Source organism: Bacillus thuringiensis (assembly GCF_001595725.1).
Lineage (GTDB): Bacteria > Bacillota > Bacilli > Bacillales > Bacillaceae_G > Bacillus_A > Bacillus_A thuringiensis_K.
In genome coordinates this window covers 32,501-57,971 of record NZ_CP014282.1, presented here as the reverse complement: position 1 = coordinate 57,971, position 25,471 = coordinate 32,501, and the positions used below count along the sequence as shown (strand labels likewise).

The following is a 25,471-nucleotide window of genomic DNA, read 5'->3' as shown; positions in this document are numbered from 1 at the left end:
CTGTTCATGTAAAAATCACCAACTGTTAGATATAGTATTTTACACATTAGTTCTTCTATGCACGTCGAATTGTATTTTTTTATCTTATTTTAGGCATTTATTACTTCTTTTTTTACATCTGGTAAGCCTTTTAATAAATTTTCAGCAATTGTTAACCACTTCGATGTCTCTAAGCCATTTGTTTTCATAACAATTTTCAATTGTGATCCTTCCATTCCTAAACCGATCATACGTCCAAAACTATTTCCGAGCATGAATAATTTTCCACCATCAATATTTTGACTTGCTTGTTCAGAAAACAGGAATGTTACTTCAAATTTATTCTGCTTAATTAATTCAATTTGTTCTTTCATTGCCAACACTTTAATATTTGCAATTTGTAATAAATAACCAACTTCTTGTGGATAATCGCCAAATCTGTCGATCATTTCTTCCTGCAATTCTTCAATATCCTCAATTGCAGAAACACCTCTAAATTGTTTATACATCATAATTTTTTGCTTACTATCTGAAATATAAGCATCTGGTAAGTATGCATCTACCTCTAAGTCAATTTCAACATTAACTATATTTTCAGCCCCATCTGTTCCTCTACGCTGTTCAATTGCATCTTTTAACATTTGAGAATATAGATCAAATCCGACAGAATCAATAAATCCATGCTGTTCTGCCCCTAACAAATTACCTGCTCCACGAATAGATAAATCTCTCATCGCAATTTTGAAACCAGATCCAAGTTCCGTGAACTCTTTAATTGCTTGTAGACGCTTCTCTGCAACCTCTGACAGCACTTTGTCACGTTTATATGCAAAGTATGCATATGCAACACGATTAGAACGTCCAACACGCCCACGAAGCTGATACAACTGTGATAATCCCATACGATCTGCATCAAATACAATTAACGTATTTACATTCGGAATATCTACACCCGTCTCAATAATTGTTGTACTTACAAGAACATCATGCTGTCCTTCTAAAAATGATAGCATAACAGACTCTAATTCGCTTTCGTTCATTTTCCCATGTGCGTACGTTACGCGGGCATCTGGAACTAACATCGAAATTTCATCTGCTTTTCTTTCAATATCCTCTACACGGTTATATAGGAAGTAAACTTGACCACCTCTTGCAAGCTCTCGCTCTATCGCCTCTCGCATTAACGCTGGATTATACTCGACTACATACGTTTGGACTGGGAAACGATTTTCTGGTGGTGTCTCAATAACAGATAAGTCGCGCACACCAAGCATAGACATATGAAGCGTCCGCGGAATCGGAGTTGCCGTTAATGTTAATACGTCAACATTCGCCTTCAATTGTTTAATTTTTTCTTTATGTGTTACACCAAATCTTTGTTCTTCATCAATAATAAGAAGCCCTAAATCTTTATACGTAACATCTTTAGATAAAATACGATGTGTTCCGATTACAATATCTACTGTTCCATCCTTTAAGCCCTTAATTGTTTCATTTTGTTGTTTTCTCGTACGGAATCTACTTAATAAGCCTATATTGATCGGATAATCTTGAAAACGCTCTCGAATTGTTTCATAGTGTTGCTGCGCAAGAATCGTTGTCGGTACTAAAATTGCAACTTGTTTTTCATCCATAATTGCTTTAAATGCCGCACGAATAGCCACTTCAGTCTTTCCATACCCTACATCACCACAAAGGAGCCTATCCATCGGGCGTCCGCGTTCCATATCTTTTTTAATCTCGTCAATAGAACGTAACTGATCCTCTGTCTCTTGATACGGGAAAGATGATTCGAACTCTTGTTGTTCTGCCGTATCTGGCGTATATGCATAGCCTTTTGAAGCTTCGCGCTCAGCATATAGTTTAATTAGGTCATCCGCAATGTCTTGTACAGATTTTTCAACTTTCGTTTTAACCTTTTTCCAATCATTACCACCTAATTTATAAACTTTCGGATCCTTACCTTCAGATCCTACATATTTTTGAACTTGATCAATTTGTTCAATTGGAACGTATAGCTTATCATTACCTTGATATTTAATATTTAAATAATCTTTATGAACACCATTAATCTCTAATGTCTCAATACCTAAAAATTTACCTATACCATGATTTACGTGAACTACATAATCTCCAACTTTTAATTCCGAATAACTTTTAATACGTTCAGCATTCGATAACTTTTGTTTACGTTGTGATTTTTTAACTTTCTTATGAAAAAGCTCCTTTTCAGTAATGACAACAAGCTTTTGCATCGGCATTTCAAATCCTGCATGTAAATCACCTACAGCAATCTGTAACCTTCCAGGCAATAAAATATCTGTACCTTCTACAATATCTGCCTCAATATCATAATCACTTAAAATATGTTGTAATTTTTTCACACGTTCATCATCTGTTCCGAGTACAACAGTCGTAAAATGCCCTTCATTCCATCTATCAATTTCTGTTTTTAACAAATTCATCTGTCCATGGAAATCTTGCATTGTTTTACATGTTACATTAACAATATTTTGCGGATGTGTGTGTGCGATATGACGCAAGAATAACGTTAAATATACAAAACTTCTTTTTTTATGATGAAGAAACCCCTCGAATGGGTGAGAGAAAGATAAATCTTGAATAATTGTTCCTTCACCAAGAAGTGATATATACCATTCCGCCTCTTCTGTTTCAAGATGTGATGCTGTCTCTTGAATACGGGAAATCTCATCTAAAATTACAACACCATCTTCTGGTAAATAATCTATCAGACTAGCAGGTTCTTTATAGAAAATAGATAAGTATTTAAACATCTGTTCTATACTTTGCCCGTTTTTCAACATCTCAATTTCATGACTTACCGTCTCAAGCACTTTAGTCTTTAGTTTATCATCAGAAAGTTTTTGCATCGTCTTAGTCAAGCCTTCTTCAAGATGCTGAATTCCTGATTTTAATTCTTCCTGTGAAAATAAAAACTCTGTTGCCGGACCAAACCTAACGCTTTCTTTTTTACCTTGAGAACGCTGTTCATCCACATCAAATAATCGAATAGAATCGACTTCTGTATCAAAGAATTCAATACGAAATGGTAGTTCTTCAGTTAAAGGATAAATATCTAATATTCCCCCACGCAAACTGAACTCCCCTGGAGCTTCTACCATCGACTTACGTTCATAGCCAATATGATGTAAAGTATGCAAGAGCGCATCTAAATCAATCTCTTGCCCTAGATTGATTTCAACTTGCTTTTGCTTCCACAATTCTTTTATTGGTAAAAATCTACGCAATCCTGCCACTGGCGCTACAATGATTCCATTCTCTCCCGCAGCCAAGCGATTTAACACTTCTATACGTTGCGCCTTCAATTCTGGACTTGCAACTCCAATTTCCGATGCTATCAGTTCATTCACTGGATATAACCACACATCTTTTTCACCAAGTAACGCCACTAAATCTTCATGTACTTTTTGTGCTTGGTATAAGTTATGTGTCACGATTAATTGTGATTTTTTTGTTTTTTTATATAAAGCCGCCATTAATAATGAACGAGAAGACGTTGCCATCCCTGATATAAGTTGTTCTTTTAACCCATCTTCTAACCCATTAATAACCGATTGTATCTCTTCATTTTTATAAAATTGCTCTAATAAACCTATCATTTTTAAAACTCCTCTCAACATAAAGAGCAAGTCATTCTATTTTATGCAAATATTTTGGAAAAGGAAAACAGAAAAATGCTTTGGACATGCCAAAGCGACAACATTTTATTGCAGAAATTTTTCATACTCATAATACTCAGGATAAGATGCGAGCGTTTCTTGACACGATTCACAAATCGTTTTTATATATATATTTCCATTCTCATGAAAATGAATCATTTCTACTACTTCTTGCTCCGTTAGTTGAAATAAAACGTCGCTATATACTTTTTCTGCGTTAATGGAGCCTACATTACCTCCGCAGTGTCTGCAATAATAATACCCTTCCATACTAGCCTCCTAAAAATTCAATTACTACTAGTATGGGTAAAACAAAAGAGAAATATTCCCAATCTCATTTTTAACTATTGAAAGTATTCATGATTTGAAGAAAAGGCTTATTTAGCCACTCTTCACATGCATCCGCTGCTTTTTCAATAGAATGGTTAACATCCGGAATCTCTTCAGATGTAAAGCGTCCCAATACATAATCGACTACCTTCATTCCATTTTTCGGGCGATCAATTCCCATACGGATACGTTGAAATTCTTGTGTTCCTAAGTGCGAAATCGTTGACTTTACACCATTATGTCCACCGGCACTACCTTTCATGCGAAGACGCAATTTACCTACAGGAATGTCTAAATCGTCGTACATAACAACGAAGTCCTCAACATCAATTTTATAATAATCCATGAGTGGACGAATACTTTCCCCAGATAAATTCATGTATGTTAGCGGCTTTAATAAGATTACCTTTTCTCCATTAACAAACCCTGCACCAAATACACCTTTAAATTTTTGTTCATTCAAAGAAATGTTCCAACGCTTCGCAAGTTCATCAATGGCCATAAATCCAATATTATGCCTTGTTAATTCATATTCTCTACCTGGGTTCCCAAGTCCTACTATCAATTTCATTCTTGTACCACTACTTTCTTTTTTCGATACGAAAAGACGTAACCAATTTTGGTTACGTCTCATTCTATCCAATTAATTGAATAATACACTCACAGATTCTTCTTCGTATACACGAATGATTGCTTCTCCGATTAATGGAGCAACTGAAAGTTCATGTACTTTGTCGATTTTCTTCTCTTCTGGTAATACAATAGAGTTCGTTACGACTAACTCTTTAATGTTTGAATTTTGAATACGCTCAATTGCTGGACCAGATAATACTGGGTGTGTACAGCAAGCATATACTTCAGAAGCACCGTTCTCAACAAGAGCGTTTGCTGCTAATGTAATTGTACCAGCTGTATCAATGATGTCATCAATTAAAATCGCTGTTTTGCCTTCAATATTACCGATAATGTTCATTACCTCTGAAACGTTCGGGCGAGGACGACGCTTATCAATAATAGCGATTGGCGCTTTTAGACGATCTGCCATTTTTCTTGCACGAGTTACACCACCATGATCAGGAGACACGATTACGATATCTTTAAGACCTTTTGTTTCAAAGTAATCAGAAAGAATCGGTACACCCATTAAGTGGTCGATTGGGATATCAAAGAACCCTTGAATTTGTGGAGCATGTAAATCTAGAGTGATTACACGAGTTGCACCTGCTGTTTCAAGCAAGTTTGCTACAAGTTTCGATGTAATTGGTTCACGAGAACGCGCTTTACGGTCTTGACGCGCATAACCATAGTAAGGAATAACAATATTAATTGTTTTCGCAGATGCACGTTTTAATGCATCGATCATAATAAGTAATTCCATGATATGTTCGTTTACTGGGAAGCTTGTAGATTGAATAATGAATACATCGCAACCACGGATACTTTCTTCAATGTTAATTTGAACTTCTCCATCACTAAAACGATCAACAGAACATTTTCCTAGTCCTACTCCAATATGCTTTGCAATCTGCTCAGCAAGTTCCTTATTAGAGTTTAAAGAGAATACTTTCAAATTAGAATTTAGATATTGAGTCGACATCTAGATTAACCCTCCACATTATTATGATTTTTTCTTATTCAGCAATTGATCAACATAGTCTTCTTTGTTAACTTGACGTGCACGTGCTACCGATAATGCTTTTGATGGAACATTCTCTGTAATTGTAGAGCCTGCCGCCACATAAGCACCATCTTCAACTGTTACTGGAGCAACAAGGTTTGAATTACATCCAATAAATACCCCATTACCAATCACAGTTTTGAATTTATTCTTACCGTCATAGTTCACCGTAATTGAACCACAACCAAGATTCACGTCTTCTCCAACTTGTGCATCCCCGATATAACTCAAGTGTGAAGCTTTACTTCTATTACCAAAGACAGTTTTTTTGATTTCCACGAAGTTTCCAACGCGTACTTCGTCTCCAATAACTGAATCTGGGCGAATATGTGCAAATGGACCAACCGATACTTCCGTACCAAGCTTACTATCATGTACAGTAGATTGTCGAATTGTCGTACGATCTCCAATTTCACTATCGCGAATTACTGTATGCGGTCCAATTTCACAATCAGAACCAATTACAGTGTTCCCCTCAATAATTGTTCCTGGATGAAGAACTGTATCGCTACCGATAATTGCATCAGCAGAAATATAAGTGTTACTTGGATCAATAATTGTAACACCATTTACCATGTTCTTTCGGTTGATACGGTTTTTCATAATAATTTCCGCTTGCGATAGAGCGACTCTGTCGTTAACACCTAACGTTTCATCGAACTGCTCTGTTTGATAAGCTGATACGATATGACCTTCATTTTTTAAAATCTCAATAACATCTGGAAGGTAATATTCACCTTGCACGTTATCATTTGAAACTTTAGAAAGTGAAGCAAATAAAGCCTTATTATCAAAACAATACGTACCTGTATTGATTTCTTTAATAGCTAATTCTTTCTCATTTGCATCTTTATGCTCAACAATCTTTTCAACATGACCATTCTCATTACGAACAATACGGCCATATCCAGCAGGCTCTTCTATGTATGCTGTTAGCACCGTCGCCATTGCTCCTGCTTCTTTATGTTGCTGAAGTAATGCTTCCATTGTTTCAGCAGTTATTAGAGGTGTATCACCACAAATAACTAAAGTTGTTCCTTCTTCATTTGCAAGTACACTTGCAGCTTGATCTACAGCATGTGCTGTACCAAGTTGTTCTGCTTGTAATGCAAATTCACTTACGTTCCCTAGCTGTTCTTGTACCATTTCAGCACCATGTCCAACAACCGTTACAAGTTTCTGCAATCCTAATTGAGATACTTGATCGACTACGTGTTGTACCATAGGTTTTCCACATACAGGATGCAGCACTTTGTATAGCTTTGACTTCATACGTGTGCCTTTACCTGCAGCTAGAATCACTGCAAATCTGTTTGACATATAGACCCTCCATCGCAACCTATTTATCCATTAAAGATATTATCCTAAATCATCATATATTTCAAGAAACACATTTTAACTATTAAATTTTACCATAATTCTTATAAGATGTTTTACTCTTTAGTATCTTTTTTAAGAAATAAGCTATACTATTTAAAATGATTTTGAAAAAATTAGTAGTTTCTTCTTTTTATGTTAATAAATTATGAAGTTTCCAAATATAAAACAAAAAAAACAAACCCCTGTAAATGCTTACAGGAGTTTGCTACAAAATTATAAGGCTTTTTGTCAAAAGCCCTTTTCATTCGAATTTTACGAAGCACCTGCTTCTTCAAACTCAACCTCTTCTAACTCGCCTAAACGATGATACTCTGTTAAAACCGCATCTTGAATTTTAGAGCGTGTACCAGAATTAATTGGATGTGCAATGTCACGGAACTCTCCATCTGGAGTACGTTTACTTGGCATTGCTACAAATAATCCATTATTACCATCAATTACACGAATATCATGAACAACAAATTCATGGTCTAGAGTAATAGAGGCAATTGCTCTCATGCGGCCTTCTGTGTTTACGCGGCGTAATCTTACGTCAGTCACTTCCATCTTGTGTTCACCACCCTTTTCTAAATAAGCGATATATTTGTATAAATTCCACAAATTTTCTATTTTCCCTTTAATTTTTTAAAAATTTTTAAGATAAAAATTTTTAATGTAGTTGAATATAGAGATTAGCGGAGGTTATCGCTTACAAAAGGTTACTTAACTAGGGCAATTACTTCAATTTCAACGGAAACATCTTTCGGTAATTTTGCTACTTGCACACAAGATCGAGCTGGTTTATGAGTAGAGAAATAAGAGCTATACACTTCATTTACAGCATTAAAATCATCCATGTCCTTTAAAAATACTGTTGTTTTTACGACTGTATCAAATGAAGCACCCGCTTCCTCTAATACCGCTTGTAAATTTTGAAATACTTGTTCTGTTTGTACTGTTACATCTCCTGTTACAAGCTCCCCATTTGCCGTCAATGGGATTTGTCCTGAGCTATAGAACATGTTATTTACAATAATCCCCTGTGAATAAGGTCCAATTGCTTGTGGTGCCTTGCTTGTTTGAACAACTTTCATACTTTTCACCCTTTTATTATTTATTTTACTCTTTAAAAATAGTGTACGAAAGGCAGTTTGTCCATCTATTTTATAATCTATAAATAAAATAAAAAAAGATAGAGCTATCTGCTCTATCTTTTATTCCGCCTCTACAAGCCCTTCATCAAATGGTGCAAGAGAATAATTCCCTTTTTCCACTTGAATCGTTTTTTCTTTCACATCAACTTCCGATAGACGAATTAATGATACAAAATTATTAATTAGTCGTTCTTCAATATCTGTGGATTCTACTAATACACCAATACCAACAACATTAGCCTTGAACTCTTCTAACATACTCATCATACCTTGAATTGTTCCGCCAGCTTTCATGAAGTCATCAATAATTAAAACATTCGACCCTTCTGGAAGACTGCGTTTTGCTAACGTCATTGTTTGAATTCGTTTAGAAGAACCCGACACATAGTTAATACTAACAGTCGGACCTTCTGTTACCTTATTATCTTTTCTTGCAATTACAACTGGTACATCTAAGTAATTTGCCACTGCATAAGCAAGTGGAATCCCCTTCGTTGCCACCGTCATAACTGCATCAATTGGTTGCCTAGCAAAAACAGAAGCAAACAAACGACCTGCGCCATTAATATGGCGAGGATTACTCAATAAATCTGTCATGTATAAGTAACCACCAGGCAAAATACGATCTGGGTTTTCAAATAAGCCACAAAGCTCATCAATAATTAGATCTGCCTCTTCTTCACTTATATACGGTATATATTTCACTCCTCCTGCTGCTCCTGGTATCGTTTGCAATGTGCCGACCCCTTGTTGTTCAAACGTTTGCTTAATAATAACTAAATCTTCACTAATGGAAGACTTAGCCGATTGATACCTTTCAGCAAAAAAAGTGAGAGATACTAGCTGACGAGGGTTTTGTAGCAAGTAATAAGTCATATCGACTAATCTTGTACTTCTTCTAATTTTCATACTCTCACCTCAAATCACGAATATTCTAAACAAATCATAACGTATTATACGTCTTTATTCAAGCGTTTCTCGCTCTCCTAATAAACGTACCGCATAGACTTGTTCACAAAATCCTTTTAATCCGTTATAAATGCGATGCATTCGTGAATCATGGTGTACAAGTCCAAATACAGTTGGACCACTTCCACTCATTAATACAGCATCCGCTCCAAATCGCTTCATCTGTGATTTAATACGGGCAACTTCAGGATGCATTCCAAATGTTACATCTTCTAAAACGTTACCAACAGTATCACAAATTCCTTTATAATCACCAGAATTTATGACATCAACCATTTTATCTACATTTGGATGTGTAACTCGATTTAACTTTAAATTTCCATACACATCAGCAGTAGATACACCTATATGTGGTTTCGCTAAAATAACCCAACAAGAAGGCGGAGTCTTTATATGCTCAATTTTCTCTCCTCTTCCAGTGGCAATTGCTGTGCCGCCGTATACACAGAACGATACATCTGATCCAATTTCTGCGCCAAGCTCTGCTAACTCATCAATTGTAAGCCCTAAATTCCATAATTTATTAAGACCACGTAATGTCGCTGCTGCATCACTACTTCCACCTGCTAATCCAGCTGCTACTGGAATCGTTTTTTCAATAGTAATAGATACACCTTTTTTTACATTAAACTTCTCTTTTAATAATTTCGCTGCCTGATAAGCTAAATTTCGTTGGTCGTCTGGGACATACCTATTATGGGATAAAATTTCAATACGGTCTTCTGCTAATTCCGTTAGTTCTAGACGATCTGCTAAATCAATGGTTGTCATAATCATTTTCACTTCATGATATCCGTCTTGTCTTTTTCCCAGTACATCTAACGACAGATTAATCTTTGCTGGTGCTTTCACTAGTAGCTTCAATCTATTCACCCACTCTATGTACTCAATCTTTTATCGTTTATTTTACCATAAATTTATAGTAAGACGATGACACTTCCCTAATTATAACGAAAAGCATTCAGAATGAAACTACTTATGTAAAATGATGGCACCTTTTAGAGTACAAAAAGCCGAGGAATGTCTCCTCGGCTACCGTAGCATAGAAAGTATCTTACAACTACTGGTTTCGTTTCATTAATTGCTGTTCTGCAATTTCTATAGCACGTTTCACCATGTTACCAGCATCTTTCGCACGAATTCCGCCCCATCCTTCTTTCTGAACAACATCATAAAAGCCAAGCTCTTTTGCTAGCTCTTCTTTAAATTGGTTTGACATGACACCTCTTCGTCTACTCAATGCAGAGTCCCTCCTTATTTTGCTACGGTATAGTTAGTATGCAAAATAATATAGCTTTTCATTTCTGGGAATATATGTAATGATATACGGATTATAAAATGACCTCATTATGAGGGTCTCCATAAAATGTTAACTCTACTGTCTCTGTTAAAACATCTGCATAACTATAAGATACACGTTGCAACGCATCTTCTTGTTGATCCAATTGTACAACAAAAACGGAACGGTATGTTTCTGCTAGTACACCTGATTGCTCCACAGTTTTTCTTCTTCCACTATTTGCTTTTAACATAAGTCGCTGTCCAAGATGGTGATCTAATTCGCTTTTAATTTCATCTAAACGTTTTGACATATACTTCGCTACACCTCGCTGTAATTTAGATTGAACACTTAAAGCACGATATATCTATCCTAATTATTAACCGCGATTCACAGCTAATATCATCCTGCGTTTGAATAGATAGAAGAAATACTATATTGTAAAAGTATCATTACGTAGTCTGTACGTTCTTGCCTCTTTTTATCCAAATTCATTTAAATCCTTCCATACAAAAAAGCAAGATACATATGTACCCTGCTTACTCTTCATAATGTTGAAAAGGTAATCCCGTTCGTAAAATCCCTCTCGTTTCAATTCCACCTAGTCCCTTTTCACCAGTAATTGTATTACGTACGACATCCCATACATTGACTCTCTCCATAAATGAAGTAAAACTAATTTTACCAACTACATATACAGGATCTAGTGCATGAATATTAATTCTAGATGGTGAACTAGCGAAATTGGCCCCTGCACGAATTAGTGCCTCAAAATGTGATTGACATGCCCCAGCAAAAATAACAAGTTGATCCAATGATGGATATTTTTTTCGCACTTCACGAACAGCCTGTACAAAATGCCTTGAATGCCTATATGCCGCTAAATCTCCCTTCACTCCTTTTGATTTTGTATATGCATCATGCCCTGTAATAACGAGAATGTCTGGGCGAAAGTGATCTATTAAGTCTACTACTTTTTCATGCATCTCCGTTTCTTTACAATGAATACCTTGAACAGGAACGCCAATTTTATTATATAAATCTAAGCACTTGCGCAAATATAAAGGGTCTCCATCTATATGCAATACACGTCCCGGCATTTGAAAATAATTCACCTCACTTGTATATCCACCAGTTGAAGTATGTTCATGCCTTTGTTTCATCAGCACATAATCTTGTTGAAACAAACGGTACGTGCGCTCCATTGTTTCTTTCTCACGCTTCACCCTTTTTTTATGTTCTCTTTGATCTATACTAATTAAATCTTCAAGTGGCGCATCCGCCACCAGTCTAATTTCCTCTCCAAACAATATAGCTATCTCGCCTTTTATTTCTATAATACGAAAAAGAATATCCCTCTTATGAGAATATCGTTCCACTAATTCTCCAACATGTAAAACCATTCTCCTACCTCCAAACTCATTAGGCCATCTTACCTGTTTTTAAAGTATGAATTTAGAGAGAGAAAGGTGACAAAAGGGACAGTTCAACTTGAACTGTCCCTTTCATATTCTTATGATAATTTATGAAGAACTAATGCATTACTTAATGTTGCAAACTCTTCAATAGATAGCGTTTCGCCTCTTCGCTTTGGATCAATTCCTACTTCTGTTAAAATTCGATCCAATAACTCCTTATCTTTCGGGAAACCATTTAAATTATTTGATAAATTATTCATTAAAGTTTTACGGCGCTGTGCGAAACTTGCTCGTACTACTTCAAAGAAGAACGTTTCATCTTTCACCTCTACAACCGGTTTAGGACGCTTTAGAAGGCGGATAATTGCAGAATCAACATTTGGCTGTGGTACAAACACTGTACGCGGTACAGTCATAACTGTTTCAACCTCTGTATAATACTGAATGGCAATCGATAAAGAACCATACTCTTTCGTTCCAGGTTTAGCAGCTAAACGATCTCCAACTTCTTTTTGCATCATAACAACAAATCCACGAACTGGTAACTTTTCTTCAAGCAATTTAAATAAAATTGGCGTTGTAATATAGTATGGTAAGTTAGCTACTACCATTACATCTTGTCCTTCTTCAAATTGCTCATTAAATACTTCATGTACATCTGCTTTTAGTACGTCTTTATTAATAACTGTAACGTTACCATATGGCGCTAACGTCTCATCTAAAATTGGTAATAGTCTTTGATCAATTTCAAAAGCCACTACTTTTTTAGCACGCTTCGCTAATTGCTCTGTTAATGCACCAATACCTGGTCCAATTTCAATTGCACCACTTTCTGAACCAATTTCTGCATGATCGACAATACGATTTAATACATTTGTATCAATTAAAAAGTTTTGTCCTAAACTTTTTTTGAATGAAAATCCATACTTTTCAACAATGTCTTTTGTACGATTTGGCGTTGCGATATCCTTCATTTTTTTTCCTCCTGTATTACTTGCTTATAAGCTTCTGCAAATGATTCCTTTGAAACTTGAAACATCTGTAATCGTTTATGTAACTGTTTTGCATTTGTATAACCAATCTTTAATAGCTTACCCATTCTTTCTCTGCGGCTCTTTGCCATTTCTCCGCCCACTAAGCCTGCATCGACTAAATCGCTCCAACTAATTTCACTTGTGTAAGCTTCCATTTCTTCATGTATATTCTCTAGAGCACGGCGAATCGACTCATTAGAAGCATGTTCAATCCCGACACCCTTTTTCCTTTTAGCAAGCGCTTCTTCCTTCGGTAAAAAGGCATGCTTACAGCCAGGAACCTTGTCAGAAATAATTTTTCGAATACGCTCTCCAGGATAATCCGGATCTGTAAAAATAATAACGCCCCTTTTTTGTTGCGCTAATTTAACTTGCTCAATAACATGATCACCGATTGCTGAACCGTTCGTTTCAATTGTATCCGCATCAACAGCACGCTTAATCGCAACTGTATCATCTTTACCTTCTACAACGATAATCTCTTTTATTTTCATGCTTGCCTCCACACTCATTTCGTCTCTACTTAGTAAAACAAAAAAATGACGACTTTTCCATTATTATTTTCCCCATTCTTATATTTTAAAAAATAGAATAGAAAAATCTTTGTTCTCTGTCCTTATTGTAACACTTCATCATTCACATTTATTTTCTTCATCACTTCTACTAGTTTTTCTCAAAATAAAAAAGAACAGGTTCCCCCGTTCTTTTTATTCAACACCAAATAAAACTTTTGCATTTTTAGTTGTCATTTCTGCTACTTCCTCATAAGAAATTCCTTTTAAATTCGCAATTTCTTCTGCTACGAGTTTTACATAACTCGGTTCATTTCGTTTCCCTCGAAATGGGTGCGGCGTTAAATACGGACAATCCGTCTCTATTAACAATTTCTCTAATGGAATCTCCGTAGCAACCTCTTTCGGCTTCTTAGCATTTTTAAATGTAACTGGTCCACCTAACGAAATTAAAAAGTTCATATCAACACATCGCTCTGCTACCTCTACACTGCCGCTAAAGCAATGCATAATGCCTCCTACTTCAGCTGCATTCTCTTCTTCTAGAATATCAACAATATCTTGAGTTGCATCGCGGTTATGTATAATAATCGGCAATTTTACTTTTTTCGCTAATGCAATTTGTTTACGGAATACTTCTTTCTGTATTTCTTTTGGAGACTTATCCCAGTGATAATCTAAGCCCATTTCTCCAAGTGCAACGACTTTAGGATGAGAAGCAAGTTCTTCTAACCAAGCTAAATGTTCTTCTGTCATGTCGATTGCATCAACTGGGTGCCACCCAACCGCAGCGTAAATAAAATCATAGGCTTCAGCTAATTCCATCGCCTTTTTTATCGTTACTTCATCAAAACCAACAACAACTGTATAAGTAACTCCCGCTTCTTTCATTCGGGCAATAACCTCTTGCAAATCTCCTTCGAATTGCTCTGCATTCAAATGTGAATGTGTATCAAACAACATAATACATAACTCCTTTTATATTGAAATCAAGTTTATTCTACAAAAATAAGTTCTTTAATAACTTAACGATAACAATACTACAATCTTAATGCAAAAATAGAGAGTGTAAAAAGAAAAAAGACGCTTCACACATGTTACACGTGAAACATCTCTTTTCTTGTCTTAATTACTTGATTTTTGTACCATTTGGTAGATTTTGGTCAATTGATGCTAATGACAATACGCCATTCTCTTCACCCGCTAAAATCATACCTTGCGATAATTCACCGCGTAATTTTACAGGTTTTAAGTTTGTTACACAAATAACCTTTTTACCTTTTAAGTCTTCCGGTGAATAGAATTTTGCAATCCCAGAAACAACTTGACGCTTTTCTGTGCCTAAGTCTAGTTGAATTTTTAACAACTTGTCTGCTTTTTTCACAGGTTCAGCAGATAGTACTTCAGCTACGCGTAATTCTACTTTAAAGAAATCATCAATTGTAATTTCTTCTGCCTTCGGTTCTTCTTCTTTTTTCTCTTCTACTTTAGGAGCAGAGCTTTTCATTTGTTCTTTAATGTACTCTACTTCCACTTCCATTTCTAAACGAGGGAAAATTGGGTTTCCTTTTTCTACTTTTGTTCCAGCTGGAATGCAGCCAATTGTAGATAGACTTTCCCAAGATTTATGAGCTTCATCAGTAAGGCCAAGCTGAGCAAACATCTTGCTTGGTGCTACTGTTAAGAATGGCATAAGCATAATACCTGTTTGACGAAGTACTTCTGCTAAGTGAGCCATTACAGAAGCTAACTTTTCACGATCATTCTCATCTTTTGCTAATACCCATGGTTGTGTTTCATCAATATATTTATTCGTACGACTAACCAATTGCCAAATAGATCCTAACGCTACAGAGAACTCCATATTCTCCATTGCTTCTTCTACTTTTTTCAAAGTATCTTGTGCAAACGCTACTAACGTTTCATCAAATTCCGTTACATTTGCTTTAAATGCAGGGATTTCTCCGTTAAAGTACTTATCAATCATAGCTACTGTACGATTTAATAAATTACCTAAGTCATTTGCTAAGTCGAAATTAATACGCTCCACAAATCCTTCTGGTGTGAATACGCCATCAGATCCAAATGGAACTTCACGAAGTAAGTAATAACGTAATGCATCTAATCCGTAACGATCGATTAATGTAACTGGATCTACTACGTTTCCTTTTGACTTACTCATCTTTCCATCCTTCATTAAAATCCAGCCATGAGCAAAGACTTTCTTCGGAAGAGGTAAATCTAATGCCATTAAAATTATCGGCCAATAAATTGTATGGAAACGAACAATTTCTTTCCCAACTAAATGCACATCTGCAGGCCAGAATTTTTTATATTTCTCTTCATTTGCTGTTCCATAACCTAACGCCGTAATATAGTTAGATAATGCGTCAACCCATACGTAAATAACGTGTTTTGGGTTACCAGGAACACGAACTCCCCAGTCAAATGAAGTACGAGAAACTGCTAAATCTTCTAATCCTGGTTTAATAAAATTATTAATCATTTCATTTTTACGAGACTCCGGCTGAATGAAATGTGGATTATCTTCATAGAATTTTAATAGTCTGTCGACATATTTACCCATTCTAAAGAAATAAGATTCTTCACGAACAAGTTCTACATCATGACCACTATCTGGGCTTTTTCCTCCAACTACTTTGTCGCCTTCCATAATTGGATCTACTAATTGATGCTCTGTATAGAACGTCTCATCTTGTACAGAATACCAACCTTCATATTCATCAAGATAAATGTCACCTTGATCTACTAATTGCTTAAAGATTTTTTCGACAACATCTTTATGACGATCTTCAGTTGTACGAATAAAATCATCATAAGAAATATCCATCTTCTCCCAAAGCTCTTTAATTCCTGAAACAATGTTATCAACATATGCCTGTGGCGTAATATTTAACTCTTCTGCTTTCTTTTGGATCTTCTGTCCATGCTCATCAGTTCCTGTTAAATAATGCACATTATAACCTTGCATACGCTTATATCGTGCCATCGCATCTCCTGCTACTGTCGTATAAGCATGTCCAATGTGTAATTTTCCACTTGGATAATAAATTGGGGTAGTAATATAAAAGGACTTATTTTCCTCTGTCATTGTTTTGGACCTCCCGAATAACCTCATATGTATTTATAAACAGTATATCAAAAACTCATATATAAAGTGAAACTTTAATCAGTAGGGTTTTTGTTCCTCCCCACTAATTATTAGCCCACATTAATTAGGCTTTTACGAGCAGCCCAAATCTAATTTATCTTCTTTACGCCAACCTAATTTTAAATTTAGGTCTTAATGCTCAATATCTTTATCATCTATTGCTCATATTTCAAAAAAATATACAATCTCCACTTTAAATTTATTATTTTTTCAGAAAATATCGTAAATAATTGTGGAATTTCCTCTCAATCTATTATATATAAGAAATAAGAAATCTATAAATCTTTTTAAAAAATATAGAATTTAAGAATTGACGGAAATGTAAATGATTGGTATCATATGTCCATAGGGTATTTTGTCGAAAAATGACGAATCTAAAAATAGACTCGAAACTTATAAACTATTTATTTAGGAGGAAAAAAATTATGAAATCTACTGGTATTGTTCGTAAAGTTGATGAATTAGGTCGTGTAGTAATTCCAATCGAATTACGCCGTACTTTAGGTATTGCAGAAAAGGACGCTCTTGAAATCTATGTTGATGACGAAAAAATCATCTTAAAGAAATATAAACCAAACATGACTTGCCAAGTAACTGGTGAAGTATCTGACGGTAACCTTTCTTTAGCTGAAGGTAAAATCATCTTAAGCAAAGAAGGCGCTGAGCAAATCTTAAACGAACTTCAAGATTATATCGAAACAGCAAAATAAGCTTCTCAATTATGAGAAGCTTATTTTTTATCGACATGATAGATTTGATATACATCTCTTTTCGACAAATCTCGATCTTTAGCGACTGTTTTAATCGCTTCTTTTGAATTCATACTTTTTTCATTTATATAGTGTTCAATATGATCATATACCGAAAGAGATTCCCACCATTGTTCTTCTGGAGCTGGTTCTTCTGTTGAACCTGCTACTAAAATACAAAACTCACCACGTACTTCATTTTGCTTCGTCCACTCAATTGCTTCTTCGATTGTTCCTCGAATAAATTCCTCAAATTTTTTCGTTAACTCTCGACATAATACAATCTCTCTATTTCCCAACACTTCCTGCATCGAAATTAAAGTATCATCTAAACGATGAGGCGCTTCATAAAACATCATTGTAGTTTGTACATAACGAAGCTTTTCTAACTCCATCTTCCGTTCCTTTTTGTTTCTCTGCAAGAAACCATAGAAATAAAACTGCTGTGTTTCAAGGCCGGATGCAATTAATGCTGTAAGGGCTGCATTTGCTCCAGGAAGCGGAATTACATGGTATTGCTCAGCTACTGCCTCAACAACAATATCGTAACCTGGATCAGAAATACACGGCATACCAGCGTCACTAACAAGTGCTATATTCTTTCCATCCTCTAATTTCTCTAATAGTTTCTTCCCACTTACTTCTTTATTGTGCTCATGATAACTCGTGACAGGTGTTTCAATTTCAAAATAATTACAAAGTTTTTTCGTTTGTCTCGTATCTTCAGCAGCAATTAAATCAACTTCTTTTAAAATTCGGATTGCACGAAATGTCATATCTTCTAGATTTCCAATAGGAGTTGGTACTAAATATAAAACTCCCTTTTCATTTTGTTGAAAGCTTTTTTGTTGCCACATAGCGTTCTCCTTTTTGCATATATGCCTCTTTTTGTTTTCTCGTTAATTGCTTAAAGTAATACTCCGCTTGCATAGCTGTACGCTTATCATTGTGGGTCTCTACATATTTTAAAACGACAGGAAGCCTGGCGCGTGTATACCTAGCTCCTTTGCCGCTATTATGAGTCTGAATTCTCTTTTCTATATGGTTTGTATATCCAGCATAATAACTTCCATCAGAGCACTCTACCACATAAAAAAAATGCTTATTCTTCTCCATATAAAATTGAACGTAGCTCCTTTGTATATTCGTTATTGTTCTCATATACAACGAGAGGTGGTAAAATTTTTAAATCTGCATTTCCATCCTTAATTCCTTCAATTAACAATGTATTTGCTTCTTTTCCAACCTTAGGATAAACAAATTGCACACGCTTTGGTTCAATTTTATATTTACGCATTAATGTGACAATGTCTAGTAATCGCCCTGGACGATGTACAAACGCTACTTTCCCACCTTGTTTTACTAACTGACTACTTGCAGATACAACATCTTCTAATGTACACATAATTTCATGACGAGCTATCGCTAAATGTTCATTCATATTTTTCTCTGAAGTTTGAGGTGTTTGAAAATATGGTGGATTACATGTAACAACATCATATTGATGACGCCCAAGTTTCTCTGGCATATCTTTCAAATCTCCATGTATGAGGTGAATTCTTTCTTCCAACCCATTGTATTGAACACTTCTTACTCCCATATCATATAAGCGTTCTTGAATTTCCACACCAGTAATATTTCCTTTTGTTCTTGTACTTAATAGAAGGGGAACAACCGCGTTACCTGTACACAAATCAAGTAAATTCCCCTTTTGAATTGGTACCCATGCAAAATCTGCAAGTAAAACGGCATCTAAAGAAAAATTAAATACTGATGGGCTTTGTATAATCTTCATGTCTTGTGCTAATAAGTAATCTAAACGTTCATCTTCATATAAATTCATATACTGCTCCTTTTCTTACCCTTAACCTACCCTATTTCATGTATAAAAAATTACCTTTCCAATTATAATTGGAAAGGTAATTTCACTTTTTATTTAAGAATGACAGACAGAATAAACAATCTCCCTCTTTACGTACACTTCCATAATGTAGATTGCAAATATGAAAACCTTCTTGATACAGTCTCGCTAAATTGTCATAGCCTTCACCAATATCTGTTTTCGGCTTCACTTCTTTACGTTTTTGAGTTTTTTGTTTTTCTTTATTCTGCACTTCTTCAAAACGGTGTCGCAAATTGTTATTTTCCATTTTTATATGCTGGTTTTCTTCCAACAACTCTGCAAGATGCTGTTTTAACTCTCCCAACTGTTTGTATAAATGTCCAATTTGCTCTTCCATACTAGAAACCGATTCAAAAATATCTTTTTTCTCCACAAGCACCCACCTCATTAATCTGTGGTTTGACTCGAAACGACCCCTTTATTTACTAACTCATCTAACGTATATTCTACTATCCGTTCCTTGTCTACTAGTTCCACTTGAATTAATCTTTCTAAAATATTTAATCCGATAACACGGCCAGTACCATGCGGGGTTTGTATACGTTGATCTAAATCAGGAAGTTGTTCCTTTGCTGCCTCATATTCATCATTCTCATATTTTAAGCAACACATTAAGCGACCACATAAACCAGAGATTTTTGCAGGATTTAATGATAAATTTTGATCCTTTGCCATTTTAATGGATACAGGTTCAAAATCCCCTAAAAAAGTAGAACAACAAAGCATACGACCACATGGACCAATACCACCTAGCATCTTCGCTTCATCACGAACACCAATTTGTCTTAGTTCAATTCTTGTTCTAAAAATTGCGGCTAAGTCCTTCACTAGTTCGCGGAAATCGATCCGACCATCCGCAGTAAAATAGAAAATAATCTTATTACGATCGAATGTATACTCTACATCTACAAGTTTCATATCAAGATTATGCTCTACTACCTTTTGTTGACAGACTTGATATGCTTCTTTGGCAGCATGTTTGTTCTCTTCAACAATGGTACGATCATTTTCATTTGCAATACGAATAACCTTTTTTAGCGGTAATACAACGTCGTTTTCATCAACTTGTTTTTTGGTAATAACTACTTTTCCGTATTCAATACCTCTTACCGTTTCTACAATGACAAACTCATTTTCAGAGATATCGAACTGATTTGGATCAAAGTAATATACCTTCCCGGCCTTCTTAAAGCGAACACCTACTACATCATACAAAACGGTCATCCCTCCTGCAACCGCAACACTAACTGTTCGAACACAAGCTGCGCATTTACATTAGCGTTGATTCTATTTTTTGCCTCTAATATATTAAAGAGAGCTGATACAATGCGCTTCTGAGCATAGGAAAACGATTCAAACATCTCTTTCTGCTCATGAAAAACAAGACGATCTTCTTCTCCAAGTTGAACATATAATAAATCCTTATAAATAAGGAGTAACATATCTAAACCTTGCTGTAATTGTTCTTTCTCTCCAAAGTGTTTTCCCCATTTTTCTTGTACAAAAAAAATAGAGGTTTTATCTTTTTCGAGCGCTTCACATAATTTTATCACTAAAGCTCGTGCTTGTGCAAACCATTCATCACTACATAAAGCTAAAGCTTCATCAAAACTATTTGTAAGTTGAGCAGCAAGTGTCGATAAAGATGCTGTAATCCCTTCATCCTGTAATCTTCTAATTAAAGATTCCGTAGGTAACGGTCTAAACGTAACAACTTGGCAACGAGATAAAATCGTATTTAAAATTTGATGACTTTGTTCAGTAAGTAAAATAGCAGTTGTATCACTACTTGGTTCTTCTAAAAATTTCAAAAGTGTATTTGCCGCATTTGCTGTCATACGATCTGCATGCTCAATAATATATAATTTTTTATTTGCTTCTAATCCTGTTTTTGAAAACTCTTCTTGTAAATCATGAATTTGCTGCTTCTTAATAGATAATCCGTCTGGTTTTACAATATGTAAGTTAGGGTGGTTACCTGAATCAATTCGCTTACAGTTTGTACATACATGGCAGGGCTCTACCCCATTTCGCTCAGAACAGAGGAAACTCTTTGCCATTTGAATTGCTGTCGCAAACTTTCCTGTCCCTTTCCCTCCCTCTAACAAGTAAGCGTGGGATATACGCTCTTTTGCAATGCTATTCATCAACATTTTTACACCGATGGGTTGTATAGCAGAAAGCTGCTCCCACGTCTTCGTCATAATGCATACCTCACTTATTTCATTCTTTCCTTCTATTATAACAATTTATCTTCTATAAGCTGAACAACTTCTTCTATAAGTTTTTCCATCGGCTGATCAGCATTTACCAATACAATACGATCCGAGAAACGTTCTACAACTTGTAAATACCCTTCGCGCACACGTTTATGGAAAGAGATATCTTCCATATCTAGTCGATTTACTTCACGTCCTGCATCTTTTTCAATCCGAGCCAAACCAACCTCAGGCTCAATGTCTAGATAAATTGTTAAACTAGGCATACAGTCCTCTGTTGCGAAACGATTTATTTCAAATACCTTATCCATACCCAATCCTCTTGCATAGCCTTGGTATGCTAAAGAGCTATCTATAAAACGATCACATAACACGAGGTAGTTCTCATTAAGTGCTGGCATAACTTTTTCTACTAAATGTTGTCTGCGCGCAGCAGCATAAAGAAGCGCTTCTGTACGTGCTTCCATCATCGTATATTCTTGTTTATGTAAAATCGTCCTAATGTCCTCAGAAATTGCAATACCGCCTGGTTCCCTTGTCGCCATTACCTTTTGTGCTTTTTGTTCAAAATATGGCAATAAGCTTTTAATTAACGTTGTTTTACCTGAACCTTCTGGGCCCTCAATTGTTACAAATAATCCCTTCATCCTAAAACCCACTTTCTATATCATACACTTTCATATATTTCGTATTCCCTTGAAAACGAGCTCCTGCTCTCTCTAAATACATAATTTGCTCTTTATGCTCTGAAGTAATTCTCTCTCCATACATAATCAATGGAATTCCAGGTGGATACGGAATCACCATTTCCGCCGCTATCATTCCAACAGCCTCTTCTATAGATACTATCTTTGTTTCATATCCGTCTAGTTGTTTATACGTATACGGTAAAAGAGAGAATTCACCTTTATAAGTATAACGAATAGATTCCCTCTTGTCTTTCACCTCATAATGTTGCAATGCTACTCGGATCATCTCTATAACCTTCATATATCCCTCATTTACTTGTAAGGGTAAAATAAATAGGACATTGTACGGATCAGCCATCTCTGTATATATACCGACCTTTTCAAATACAGACTGTAATTCGTACCCTGATAACTGACAACGAGTTTGTACGGTGACCTTTAACTCATCTTGCAACGGATATTCTAAAATAGCGATTTGGGGAATAGAACGTAATTGTTCCTTAAATCTTCGTAAAAACTCAACAATTTCACTGTGACCTTCTTCTTTTATACGCGCCATTGTAAAGCGTGCTATATCCAAGGAAGCCATAATTGGATACGATGGACTACTAGATTGTAGCATACTTAAATAAGTAGTAACCTTCTCTTCGTCTACTAAGTGACTATTTATATGTAAATAGGAACCCATTGTCATTGCGGGTAATGTTTTATGTGCAGAATGAACTACAATATCTGCACCATATGTTAATGCTGACTTCGGGAATGGTTCTCCCAAGCACAAATGTGCCCCATGTGCCTCATCTACCAAAACAGGGATTTTATGTGCATGTGCAAAAGCGATGCTTGCCTCTAGATCCATACCCATACCATAATAATTAGGATGCGTTAAAATGAGTGCTTTCGCATTTGGATACTTTTCAATTGCTTTCTTAATAATTTCGTTACGAACTCCCACCGGTACGTTATAAGCTTCATCAATCCATGGATCTAAAAAAATGGGATTTGCTCCCGCAAGTTTTAAAGCATTAATAATTGATTTATGGCAATTTCTTTGTACAAGAACAATATCATGTTCCCCGCAACAAGACAAAATCATTGCTAAGTTCCCGACTGTTGAACCATTAATTAAAAAATAGCTCCTCTTTGTATTATAAACTTCAGCCAATAATTGTTGTGCCTCATCTATACATTCAAACGGACTATGCAAATCATCTAGTCCTGCTAACTCAGTTACATCAATAGATAGAATATCTTTAAACTCTCTTATTGCCTCCTGAGGGAAGTTTAAACCATTCTTATGACCTGGAACATGAAAGGATAACGGCCCTCTTTCTTTAAACTCTATTAACGCCTCATATAAAGGCATACGATTTTGATTCATCTACATCTCTTCCTTATTATTCATTCTCTATCTATTATACAGAACAAAAAAAATAATAGGCATATGCCTATTTAAAAATATGATACTTCTAATTTTCGAAGCTGCTTTAAATAATGTATATATTTCGGATCATCTGTCTCTGTATTCACCATATCCTTTTCACATTCATAGCATATTAAATTATTATAAACATATATACCTTCTTTTCTTTTTGTCTCACAAACAATACAAACTTCACTTTGTAATTTCATAACCTTCCCTCCCTATTTAAGTGAACCTATTTTATACTTCTAATCCTTAACAATTTACAGAAAAATATACACCCATCTTTTATATAATATGATTAACTCTTGGGCAACGTGTTTGTATTACCATTACTTCTTTCCTATTCTTTTTAACAATACAAAAAAACACAAGTCAAATGACTTGTGTTTTTAGTTGCTTGGCGACGTCCTACTCTCACAGGGACAAGGTCCCAACTACCATCGGCGCTAGAGAGCTTAACTTCCGTGTTCGGTATGGGAACGGGTGTGACCTCTCTGCCATCATCACCAAACTATGAAGGCATATTCCTTCAAAACTAGATAACATTGCTTCATATTATATGGTTAAGTCCTCGATCTATTAGTATTCGTCAGCTCCACATGTCACCATGCTTCCACCTCGAACCTATCAACCTGATCATCTTTCAGGGATCTTACTAGCTTACGCTATGGGAAATCTCATCTTGAGGGGCTTCATGCTTAGATGCTTTCAGCACTTATCCCTTCCGCACATAGCTACCCAGCTATGCCCTTGGCAGAACAACTGGTACACCAGCGGTGCGTCCATCCCGGTCCTCTCGTACTAAGGACAGCTCCTCTCAAATTTCCTACGCCCACGACGGATAGGGACCGAACTGTCTCACGACGTTCTGAACCCAGCTCGCGTACCGCTTTAATGGGCGAACAGCCCAACCCTTGGGACCGACTACAGCCCCAGGATGCGATGAGCCGACATCGAGGTGCCAAACCTCCCCGTCGATGTGGACTCTTGGGGAGATAAGCCTGTTATCCCCGGGGTAGCTTTTATCCGTTGAGCGATGGCCCTTCCATGCGGAACCACCGGATCACTAAGCCCGACTTTCGTCCCTGCTCGACTTGTAGGTCTCGCAGTCAAGCTCCCTTATGCCTTTGCACTCTACGAATGATTTCCAACCATTCTGAGGGAACCTTTGGGCGCCTCCGTTACACTTTAGGAGGCGACCGCCCCAGTCAAACTGCCCACCTGACACTGTCTCCCGGGTCGATAAGACCCGTAGGTTAGAATTTCAATACAGTCAGGGCGGTATCCCACCAGCGCCTCCACCGAAGCTAGCGCTCCGGTTTCAATGGCTCCCGCCTATCCTGTACAAACTGTACCAAAATTCAATATCAGGCTACAGTAAAGCTCCACGGGGTCTTTCCGTCCTGTCGCGGGTAACCTGCATCTTCACAGGTACTATAATTTCACCGAGTCTCTGGTTGAGACAGTGCCCAAATCGTTACACCTTTCGTGCGGGTCGGAACTTACCCGACAAGGAATTTCGCTACCTTAGGACCGTTATAGTTACGGCCGCCGTTTACTGGGGCTTCAGTTCAGAGCTTCGCTTACGCTAACCCCTCTCCTTAACCTTCCAGCACCGGGCAGGTGTCACCCCCTATACTTCGCCTTACGGCTTCGCAGAGAGCTGTGTTTTGCTAAACAGTCGCTTGGGCCTATTCACTGCGGCTTTCCGTTAAGAAAGCACCCCTTCTCCCGAAGTTACGGGGTCATTTTGCCGAGTTCCTTAACCAGAGTTCTCTCGCACACCTTAGGATTCTCTCCTCGCCTACCTGTGTCGGTTTGCGGTACAGGCACCTTTTATCTCGCTAGAAGCTTTTCTTGGCAGCGGGGAATCAAAGACTTCGCTCCATAAGGAGCTTCC

The 25,471-nt window shown here is 36.4% G+C and carries 26 protein-coding genes and 2 rRNA genes (1 of these 28 only partly in view); 1 reads left to right on the top strand and 27 read right to left on the bottom strand.

Features of this window, described 5'->3' with window-relative positions:
- Positions 1-89: 89 nt before the first annotated feature.
- The 16 genes from mfd to metG form a co-directional block, all read right to left on the bottom strand.
- The gene (gene mfd / locus AXW78_RS00300) at positions 90-3,620 is read right to left on the bottom strand and encodes a transcription-repair coupling factor (protein WP_000579681.1); all 3,531 of its coding nucleotides are present in this window, start codon (positions 3,618-3,620) and stop codon (positions 90-92) included.
- 105 nt (positions 3,621-3,725) lie between these two features.
- On the bottom strand, positions 3,726-3,950 hold the full coding sequence (locus tag AXW78_RS00295) for an anti-sigma-F factor Fin family protein (RefSeq protein ID WP_000399438.1): 225 nt from the start codon (positions 3,948-3,950) through the stop codon (positions 3,726-3,728).
- A 70-nt stretch (positions 3,951-4,020) separates the two neighbouring features.
- Positions 4,021-4,581 (bottom strand): aminoacyl-tRNA hydrolase, encoded by a 561-nt coding sequence (pth, locus tag AXW78_RS00290; protein ID WP_000767702.1) that lies wholly within the window; start codon positions 4,579-4,581, stop codon positions 4,021-4,023.
- A 72-nt stretch (positions 4,582-4,653) separates the two neighbouring features.
- Positions 4,654-5,607 (bottom strand): ribose-phosphate diphosphokinase, encoded by a 954-nt coding sequence (locus tag AXW78_RS00285; protein ID WP_000107420.1) that lies wholly within the window; start codon positions 5,605-5,607, stop codon positions 4,654-4,656.
- 21 nt (positions 5,608-5,628) lie between these two features.
- Positions 5,629-7,008, bottom strand: a complete 1,380-nt coding sequence (gene glmU, locus AXW78_RS00280; protein ID WP_000071039.1) for a bifunctional UDP-N-acetylglucosamine diphosphorylase/glucosamine-1-phosphate N-acetyltransferase GlmU — start codon at positions 7,006-7,008, stop codon at positions 5,629-5,631.
- Between the two features lie 312 nt (positions 7,009-7,320).
- Positions 7,321-7,614 carry a septation regulator SpoVG gene (gene spoVG / locus AXW78_RS00275; RefSeq protein ID WP_000454041.1) on the bottom strand — a complete coding sequence of 98 codons (294 nt, stop codon included), beginning with the start codon at positions 7,612-7,614 and terminating at the stop codon, positions 7,321-7,323.
- Positions 7,615-7,766: 152 nt separating this feature from the next.
- The gene (locus AXW78_RS00270) at positions 7,767-8,141 is read right to left on the bottom strand and encodes a RidA family protein (protein WP_000869815.1); all 375 of its coding nucleotides are present in this window, start codon (positions 8,139-8,141) and stop codon (positions 7,767-7,769) included.
- A 120-nt stretch (positions 8,142-8,261) separates the two neighbouring features.
- Positions 8,262-9,110, bottom strand: coding sequence for a pur operon repressor (gene purR, locus AXW78_RS00265; RefSeq protein WP_000702466.1), 849 nt, complete (start codon positions 9,108-9,110; stop codon positions 8,262-8,264).
- A 54-nt stretch (positions 9,111-9,164) separates the two neighbouring features.
- Entirely contained in the window at positions 9,165-10,034 is an 870-nt protein-coding gene (gene ispE / locus AXW78_RS00260; RefSeq protein ID WP_000772104.1) for a 4-(cytidine 5'-diphospho)-2-C-methyl-D-erythritol kinase, read from the bottom strand.
- Between the two features lie 196 nt (positions 10,035-10,230).
- Entirely contained in the window at positions 10,231-10,410 is a 180-nt protein-coding gene (gene sspF / locus AXW78_RS00255) for an acid-soluble spore protein SspF (RefSeq protein ID WP_002094215.1), read from the bottom strand.
- A gap of 91 nt (positions 10,411-10,501) precedes the next feature.
- Positions 10,502-10,762: a biofilm formation stimulator Veg gene (veg, locus tag AXW78_RS00250; protein ID WP_000044347.1), complete on the bottom strand. Its 261-nt coding sequence runs from the start codon at positions 10,760-10,762 to the stop codon at positions 10,502-10,504.
- 226 nt (positions 10,763-10,988) lie between these two features.
- The gene (gene yabG, locus AXW78_RS00245) at positions 10,989-11,852 is read right to left on the bottom strand and encodes a sporulation peptidase YabG (protein WP_000242868.1); all 864 of its coding nucleotides are present in this window, start codon (positions 11,850-11,852) and stop codon (positions 10,989-10,991) included.
- Positions 11,853-11,962: 110 nt separating this feature from the next.
- A complete protein-coding gene (rsmA, locus tag AXW78_RS00240) occupies positions 11,963-12,841 on the bottom strand; it encodes a 16S rRNA (adenine(1518)-N(6)/adenine(1519)-N(6))-dimethyltransferase RsmA (protein ID WP_000651547.1) in 879 nt (292 codons plus the stop codon).
- Complete coding sequence (gene rnmV, locus AXW78_RS00235) at positions 12,838-13,395, bottom strand: ribonuclease M5 (protein ID WP_000692835.1); 558 nt, start codon at positions 13,393-13,395, stop codon at positions 12,838-12,840. The genes rsmA and rnmV overlap by 4 nt, the downstream gene beginning before the upstream one ends.
- Positions 13,396-13,608: 213 nt before the next feature.
- The gene (locus AXW78_RS00230) at positions 13,609-14,376 is read right to left on the bottom strand and encodes a TatD family hydrolase (RefSeq protein WP_000895851.1); all 768 of its coding nucleotides are present in this window, start codon (positions 14,374-14,376) and stop codon (positions 13,609-13,611) included.
- 166 nt (positions 14,377-14,542) lie between these two features.
- The gene (gene metG / locus AXW78_RS00225; RefSeq protein ID WP_000134143.1) at positions 14,543-16,525 is read right to left on the bottom strand and encodes a methionine--tRNA ligase; all 1,983 of its coding nucleotides are present in this window, start codon (positions 16,523-16,525) and stop codon (positions 14,543-14,545) included.
- Between the two features lie 485 nt (positions 16,526-17,010).
- Here metG and AXW78_RS00220 point away from each other — a divergent pair, with 485 nt between their 5' ends.
- Positions 17,011-17,295, top strand: coding sequence for a transition state genes transcriptional regulator AbrB (locus AXW78_RS00220; protein WP_000843036.1), 285 nt, complete (start codon positions 17,011-17,013; stop codon positions 17,293-17,295).
- Positions 17,296-17,315: 20 nt separating this feature from the next.
- On the opposite strand, the gene rsmI is transcribed toward AXW78_RS00220, so the two are convergent.
- From rsmI to AXW78_RS00165, 11 genes are all read right to left on the bottom strand, one after another.
- A complete protein-coding gene (gene rsmI / locus AXW78_RS00215; RefSeq protein ID WP_000267817.1) occupies positions 17,316-18,191 on the bottom strand; it encodes a 16S rRNA (cytidine(1402)-2'-O)-methyltransferase in 876 nt (291 codons plus the stop codon).
- Positions 18,160-18,450, bottom strand: a complete 291-nt coding sequence (locus tag AXW78_RS00210) for a GIY-YIG nuclease family protein (RefSeq protein WP_000414352.1) — start codon at positions 18,448-18,450, stop codon at positions 18,160-18,162. The genes rsmI and AXW78_RS00210 overlap by 32 nt, the downstream gene beginning before the upstream one ends.
- Positions 18,437-19,177, bottom strand: a complete 741-nt coding sequence (locus AXW78_RS00205) for a tRNA1(Val) (adenine(37)-N6)-methyltransferase (RefSeq protein ID WP_001055366.1) — start codon at positions 19,175-19,177, stop codon at positions 18,437-18,439. The genes AXW78_RS00210 and AXW78_RS00205 overlap by 14 nt, the downstream gene beginning before the upstream one ends.
- An 82-nt stretch (positions 19,178-19,259) precedes the next feature.
- Complete coding sequence (gene yabA / locus AXW78_RS00200) at positions 19,260-19,610, bottom strand: DNA replication initiation control protein YabA (RefSeq protein ID WP_000412063.1); 351 nt, start codon at positions 19,608-19,610, stop codon at positions 19,260-19,262.
- A gap of 14 nt (positions 19,611-19,624) precedes the next feature.
- Entirely contained in the window at positions 19,625-20,452 is an 828-nt protein-coding gene (locus AXW78_RS00195; protein ID WP_000272429.1) for a PSP1 domain-containing protein, read from the bottom strand.
- 5 nt (positions 20,453-20,457) lie between these two features.
- A complete protein-coding gene (gene holB, locus AXW78_RS00190; RefSeq protein ID WP_000169564.1) occupies positions 20,458-21,441 on the bottom strand; it encodes a DNA polymerase III subunit delta' in 984 nt (327 codons plus the stop codon).
- Positions 21,442-21,476: 35 nt separating this feature from the next.
- On the bottom strand, positions 21,477-22,103 hold the full coding sequence (gene tmk / locus AXW78_RS00185; RefSeq protein WP_000677219.1) for a dTMP kinase: 627 nt from the start codon (positions 22,101-22,103) through the stop codon (positions 21,477-21,479).
- Between the two features lies 1 nt (position 22,104).
- The gene (locus AXW78_RS00180; protein ID WP_061883700.1) at positions 22,105-23,526 is read right to left on the bottom strand and encodes an aminotransferase class I/II-fold pyridoxal phosphate-dependent enzyme; all 1,422 of its coding nucleotides are present in this window, start codon (positions 23,524-23,526) and stop codon (positions 22,105-22,107) included.
- A 71-nt stretch (positions 23,527-23,597) separates the two neighbouring features.
- The gene (locus AXW78_RS00175) at positions 23,598-23,777 is read right to left on the bottom strand and encodes a sigma factor G inhibitor Gin (protein ID WP_000776279.1); all 180 of its coding nucleotides are present in this window, start codon (positions 23,775-23,777) and stop codon (positions 23,598-23,600) included.
- 189 nt (positions 23,778-23,966) lie between these two features.
- Positions 23,967-24,082: ribosomal RNA gene (gene rrf, locus AXW78_RS00170) — 5S ribosomal RNA — on the bottom strand.
- A 48-nt stretch (positions 24,083-24,130) separates the two neighbouring features.
- Positions 24,131-25,471, bottom strand: a 23S ribosomal RNA gene (locus AXW78_RS00165) (it continues 1,575 nt past the right edge of the window).

Bases quoted from the DNA above. Each gene is read 5' to 3' on its own strand.
- mfd (WP_000579681.1), bottom strand. From the start codon at position 3,620: ATGATAGGTTTATTAGAGCAATTTTATAAAAATGAAGAGATACAATCG.
- AXW78_RS00295 (WP_000399438.1), bottom strand. From the start codon at position 3,950: ATGGAAGGGTATTATTATTGCAGACACTGCGGAGGTAATGTAGGCTCC.
- pth (WP_000767702.1), bottom strand. From the start codon at position 4,581: ATGAAATTGATAGTAGGACTTGGGAACCCAGGTAGAGAATATGAATTA.
- AXW78_RS00285 (WP_000107420.1), bottom strand. From the start codon at position 5,607: ATGTCGACTCAATATCTAAATTCTAATTTGAAAGTATTCTCTTTAAAC.
- glmU (WP_000071039.1), bottom strand. From the start codon at position 7,008: ATGTCAAACAGATTTGCAGTGATTCTAGCTGCAGGTAAAGGCACACGT.
- spoVG (WP_000454041.1), bottom strand. From the start codon at position 7,614: ATGGAAGTGACTGACGTAAGATTACGCCGCGTAAACACAGAAGGCCGC.
- AXW78_RS00270 (WP_000869815.1), bottom strand. From the start codon at position 8,141: ATGAAAGTTGTTCAAACAAGCAAGGCACCACAAGCAATTGGACCTTAT.
- purR (WP_000702466.1), bottom strand. From the start codon at position 9,110: ATGAAAATTAGAAGAAGTACAAGATTAGTCGATATGACTTATTACTTG.
- veg (WP_000044347.1), bottom strand. From the start codon at position 10,762: ATGTCAAAACGTTTAGATGAAATTAAAAGCGAATTAGATCACCATCTT.
- yabG (WP_000242868.1), bottom strand. From the start codon at position 11,852: ATGGTTTTACATGTTGGAGAATTAGTGGAACGATATTCTCATAAGAGG.
- rsmA (WP_000651547.1), bottom strand. From the start codon at position 12,841: ATGAAGGATATCGCAACGCCAAATCGTACAAAAGACATTGTTGAAAAG.
- rnmV (WP_000692835.1), bottom strand. From the start codon at position 13,395: ATGAAAATAAAAGAGATTATCGTTGTAGAAGGTAAAGATGATACAGTT.
- AXW78_RS00230 (WP_000895851.1), bottom strand. From the start codon at position 14,376: ATGTTGTTTGATACACATTCACATTTGAATGCAGAGCAATTCGAAGGA.
- metG (WP_000134143.1), bottom strand. From the start codon at position 16,525: ATGACAGAGGAAAATAAGTCCTTTTATATTACTACCCCAATTTATTAT.
- AXW78_RS00220 (WP_000843036.1), top strand. From the start codon at position 17,011: ATGAAATCTACTGGTATTGTTCGTAAAGTTGATGAATTAGGTCGTGTA.
- rsmI (WP_000267817.1), bottom strand. From the start codon at position 18,191: ATGTGGCAACAAAAAAGCTTTCAACAAAATGAAAAGGGAGTTTTATAT.
- AXW78_RS00210 (WP_000414352.1), bottom strand. From the start codon at position 18,450: ATGGAGAAGAATAAGCATTTTTTTTATGTGGTAGAGTGCTCTGATGGA.
- AXW78_RS00205 (WP_001055366.1), bottom strand. From the start codon at position 19,177: ATGAATTTATATGAAGATGAACGTTTAGATTACTTATTAGCACAAGAC.
- holB (WP_000169564.1), bottom strand. From the start codon at position 21,441: ATGACGAAGACGTGGGAGCAGCTTTCTGCTATACAACCCATCGGTGTA.
- tmk (WP_000677219.1), bottom strand. From the start codon at position 22,103: ATGAAGGGATTATTTGTAACAATTGAGGGCCCAGAAGGTTCAGGTAAA.
- AXW78_RS00180 (WP_061883700.1), bottom strand. From the start codon at position 23,526: ATGAATCAAAATCGTATGCCTTTATATGAGGCGTTAATAGAGTTTAAA.
- AXW78_RS00175 (WP_000776279.1), bottom strand. From the start codon at position 23,777: ATGAAATTACAAAGTGAAGTTTGTATTGTTTGTGAGACAAAAAGAAAA.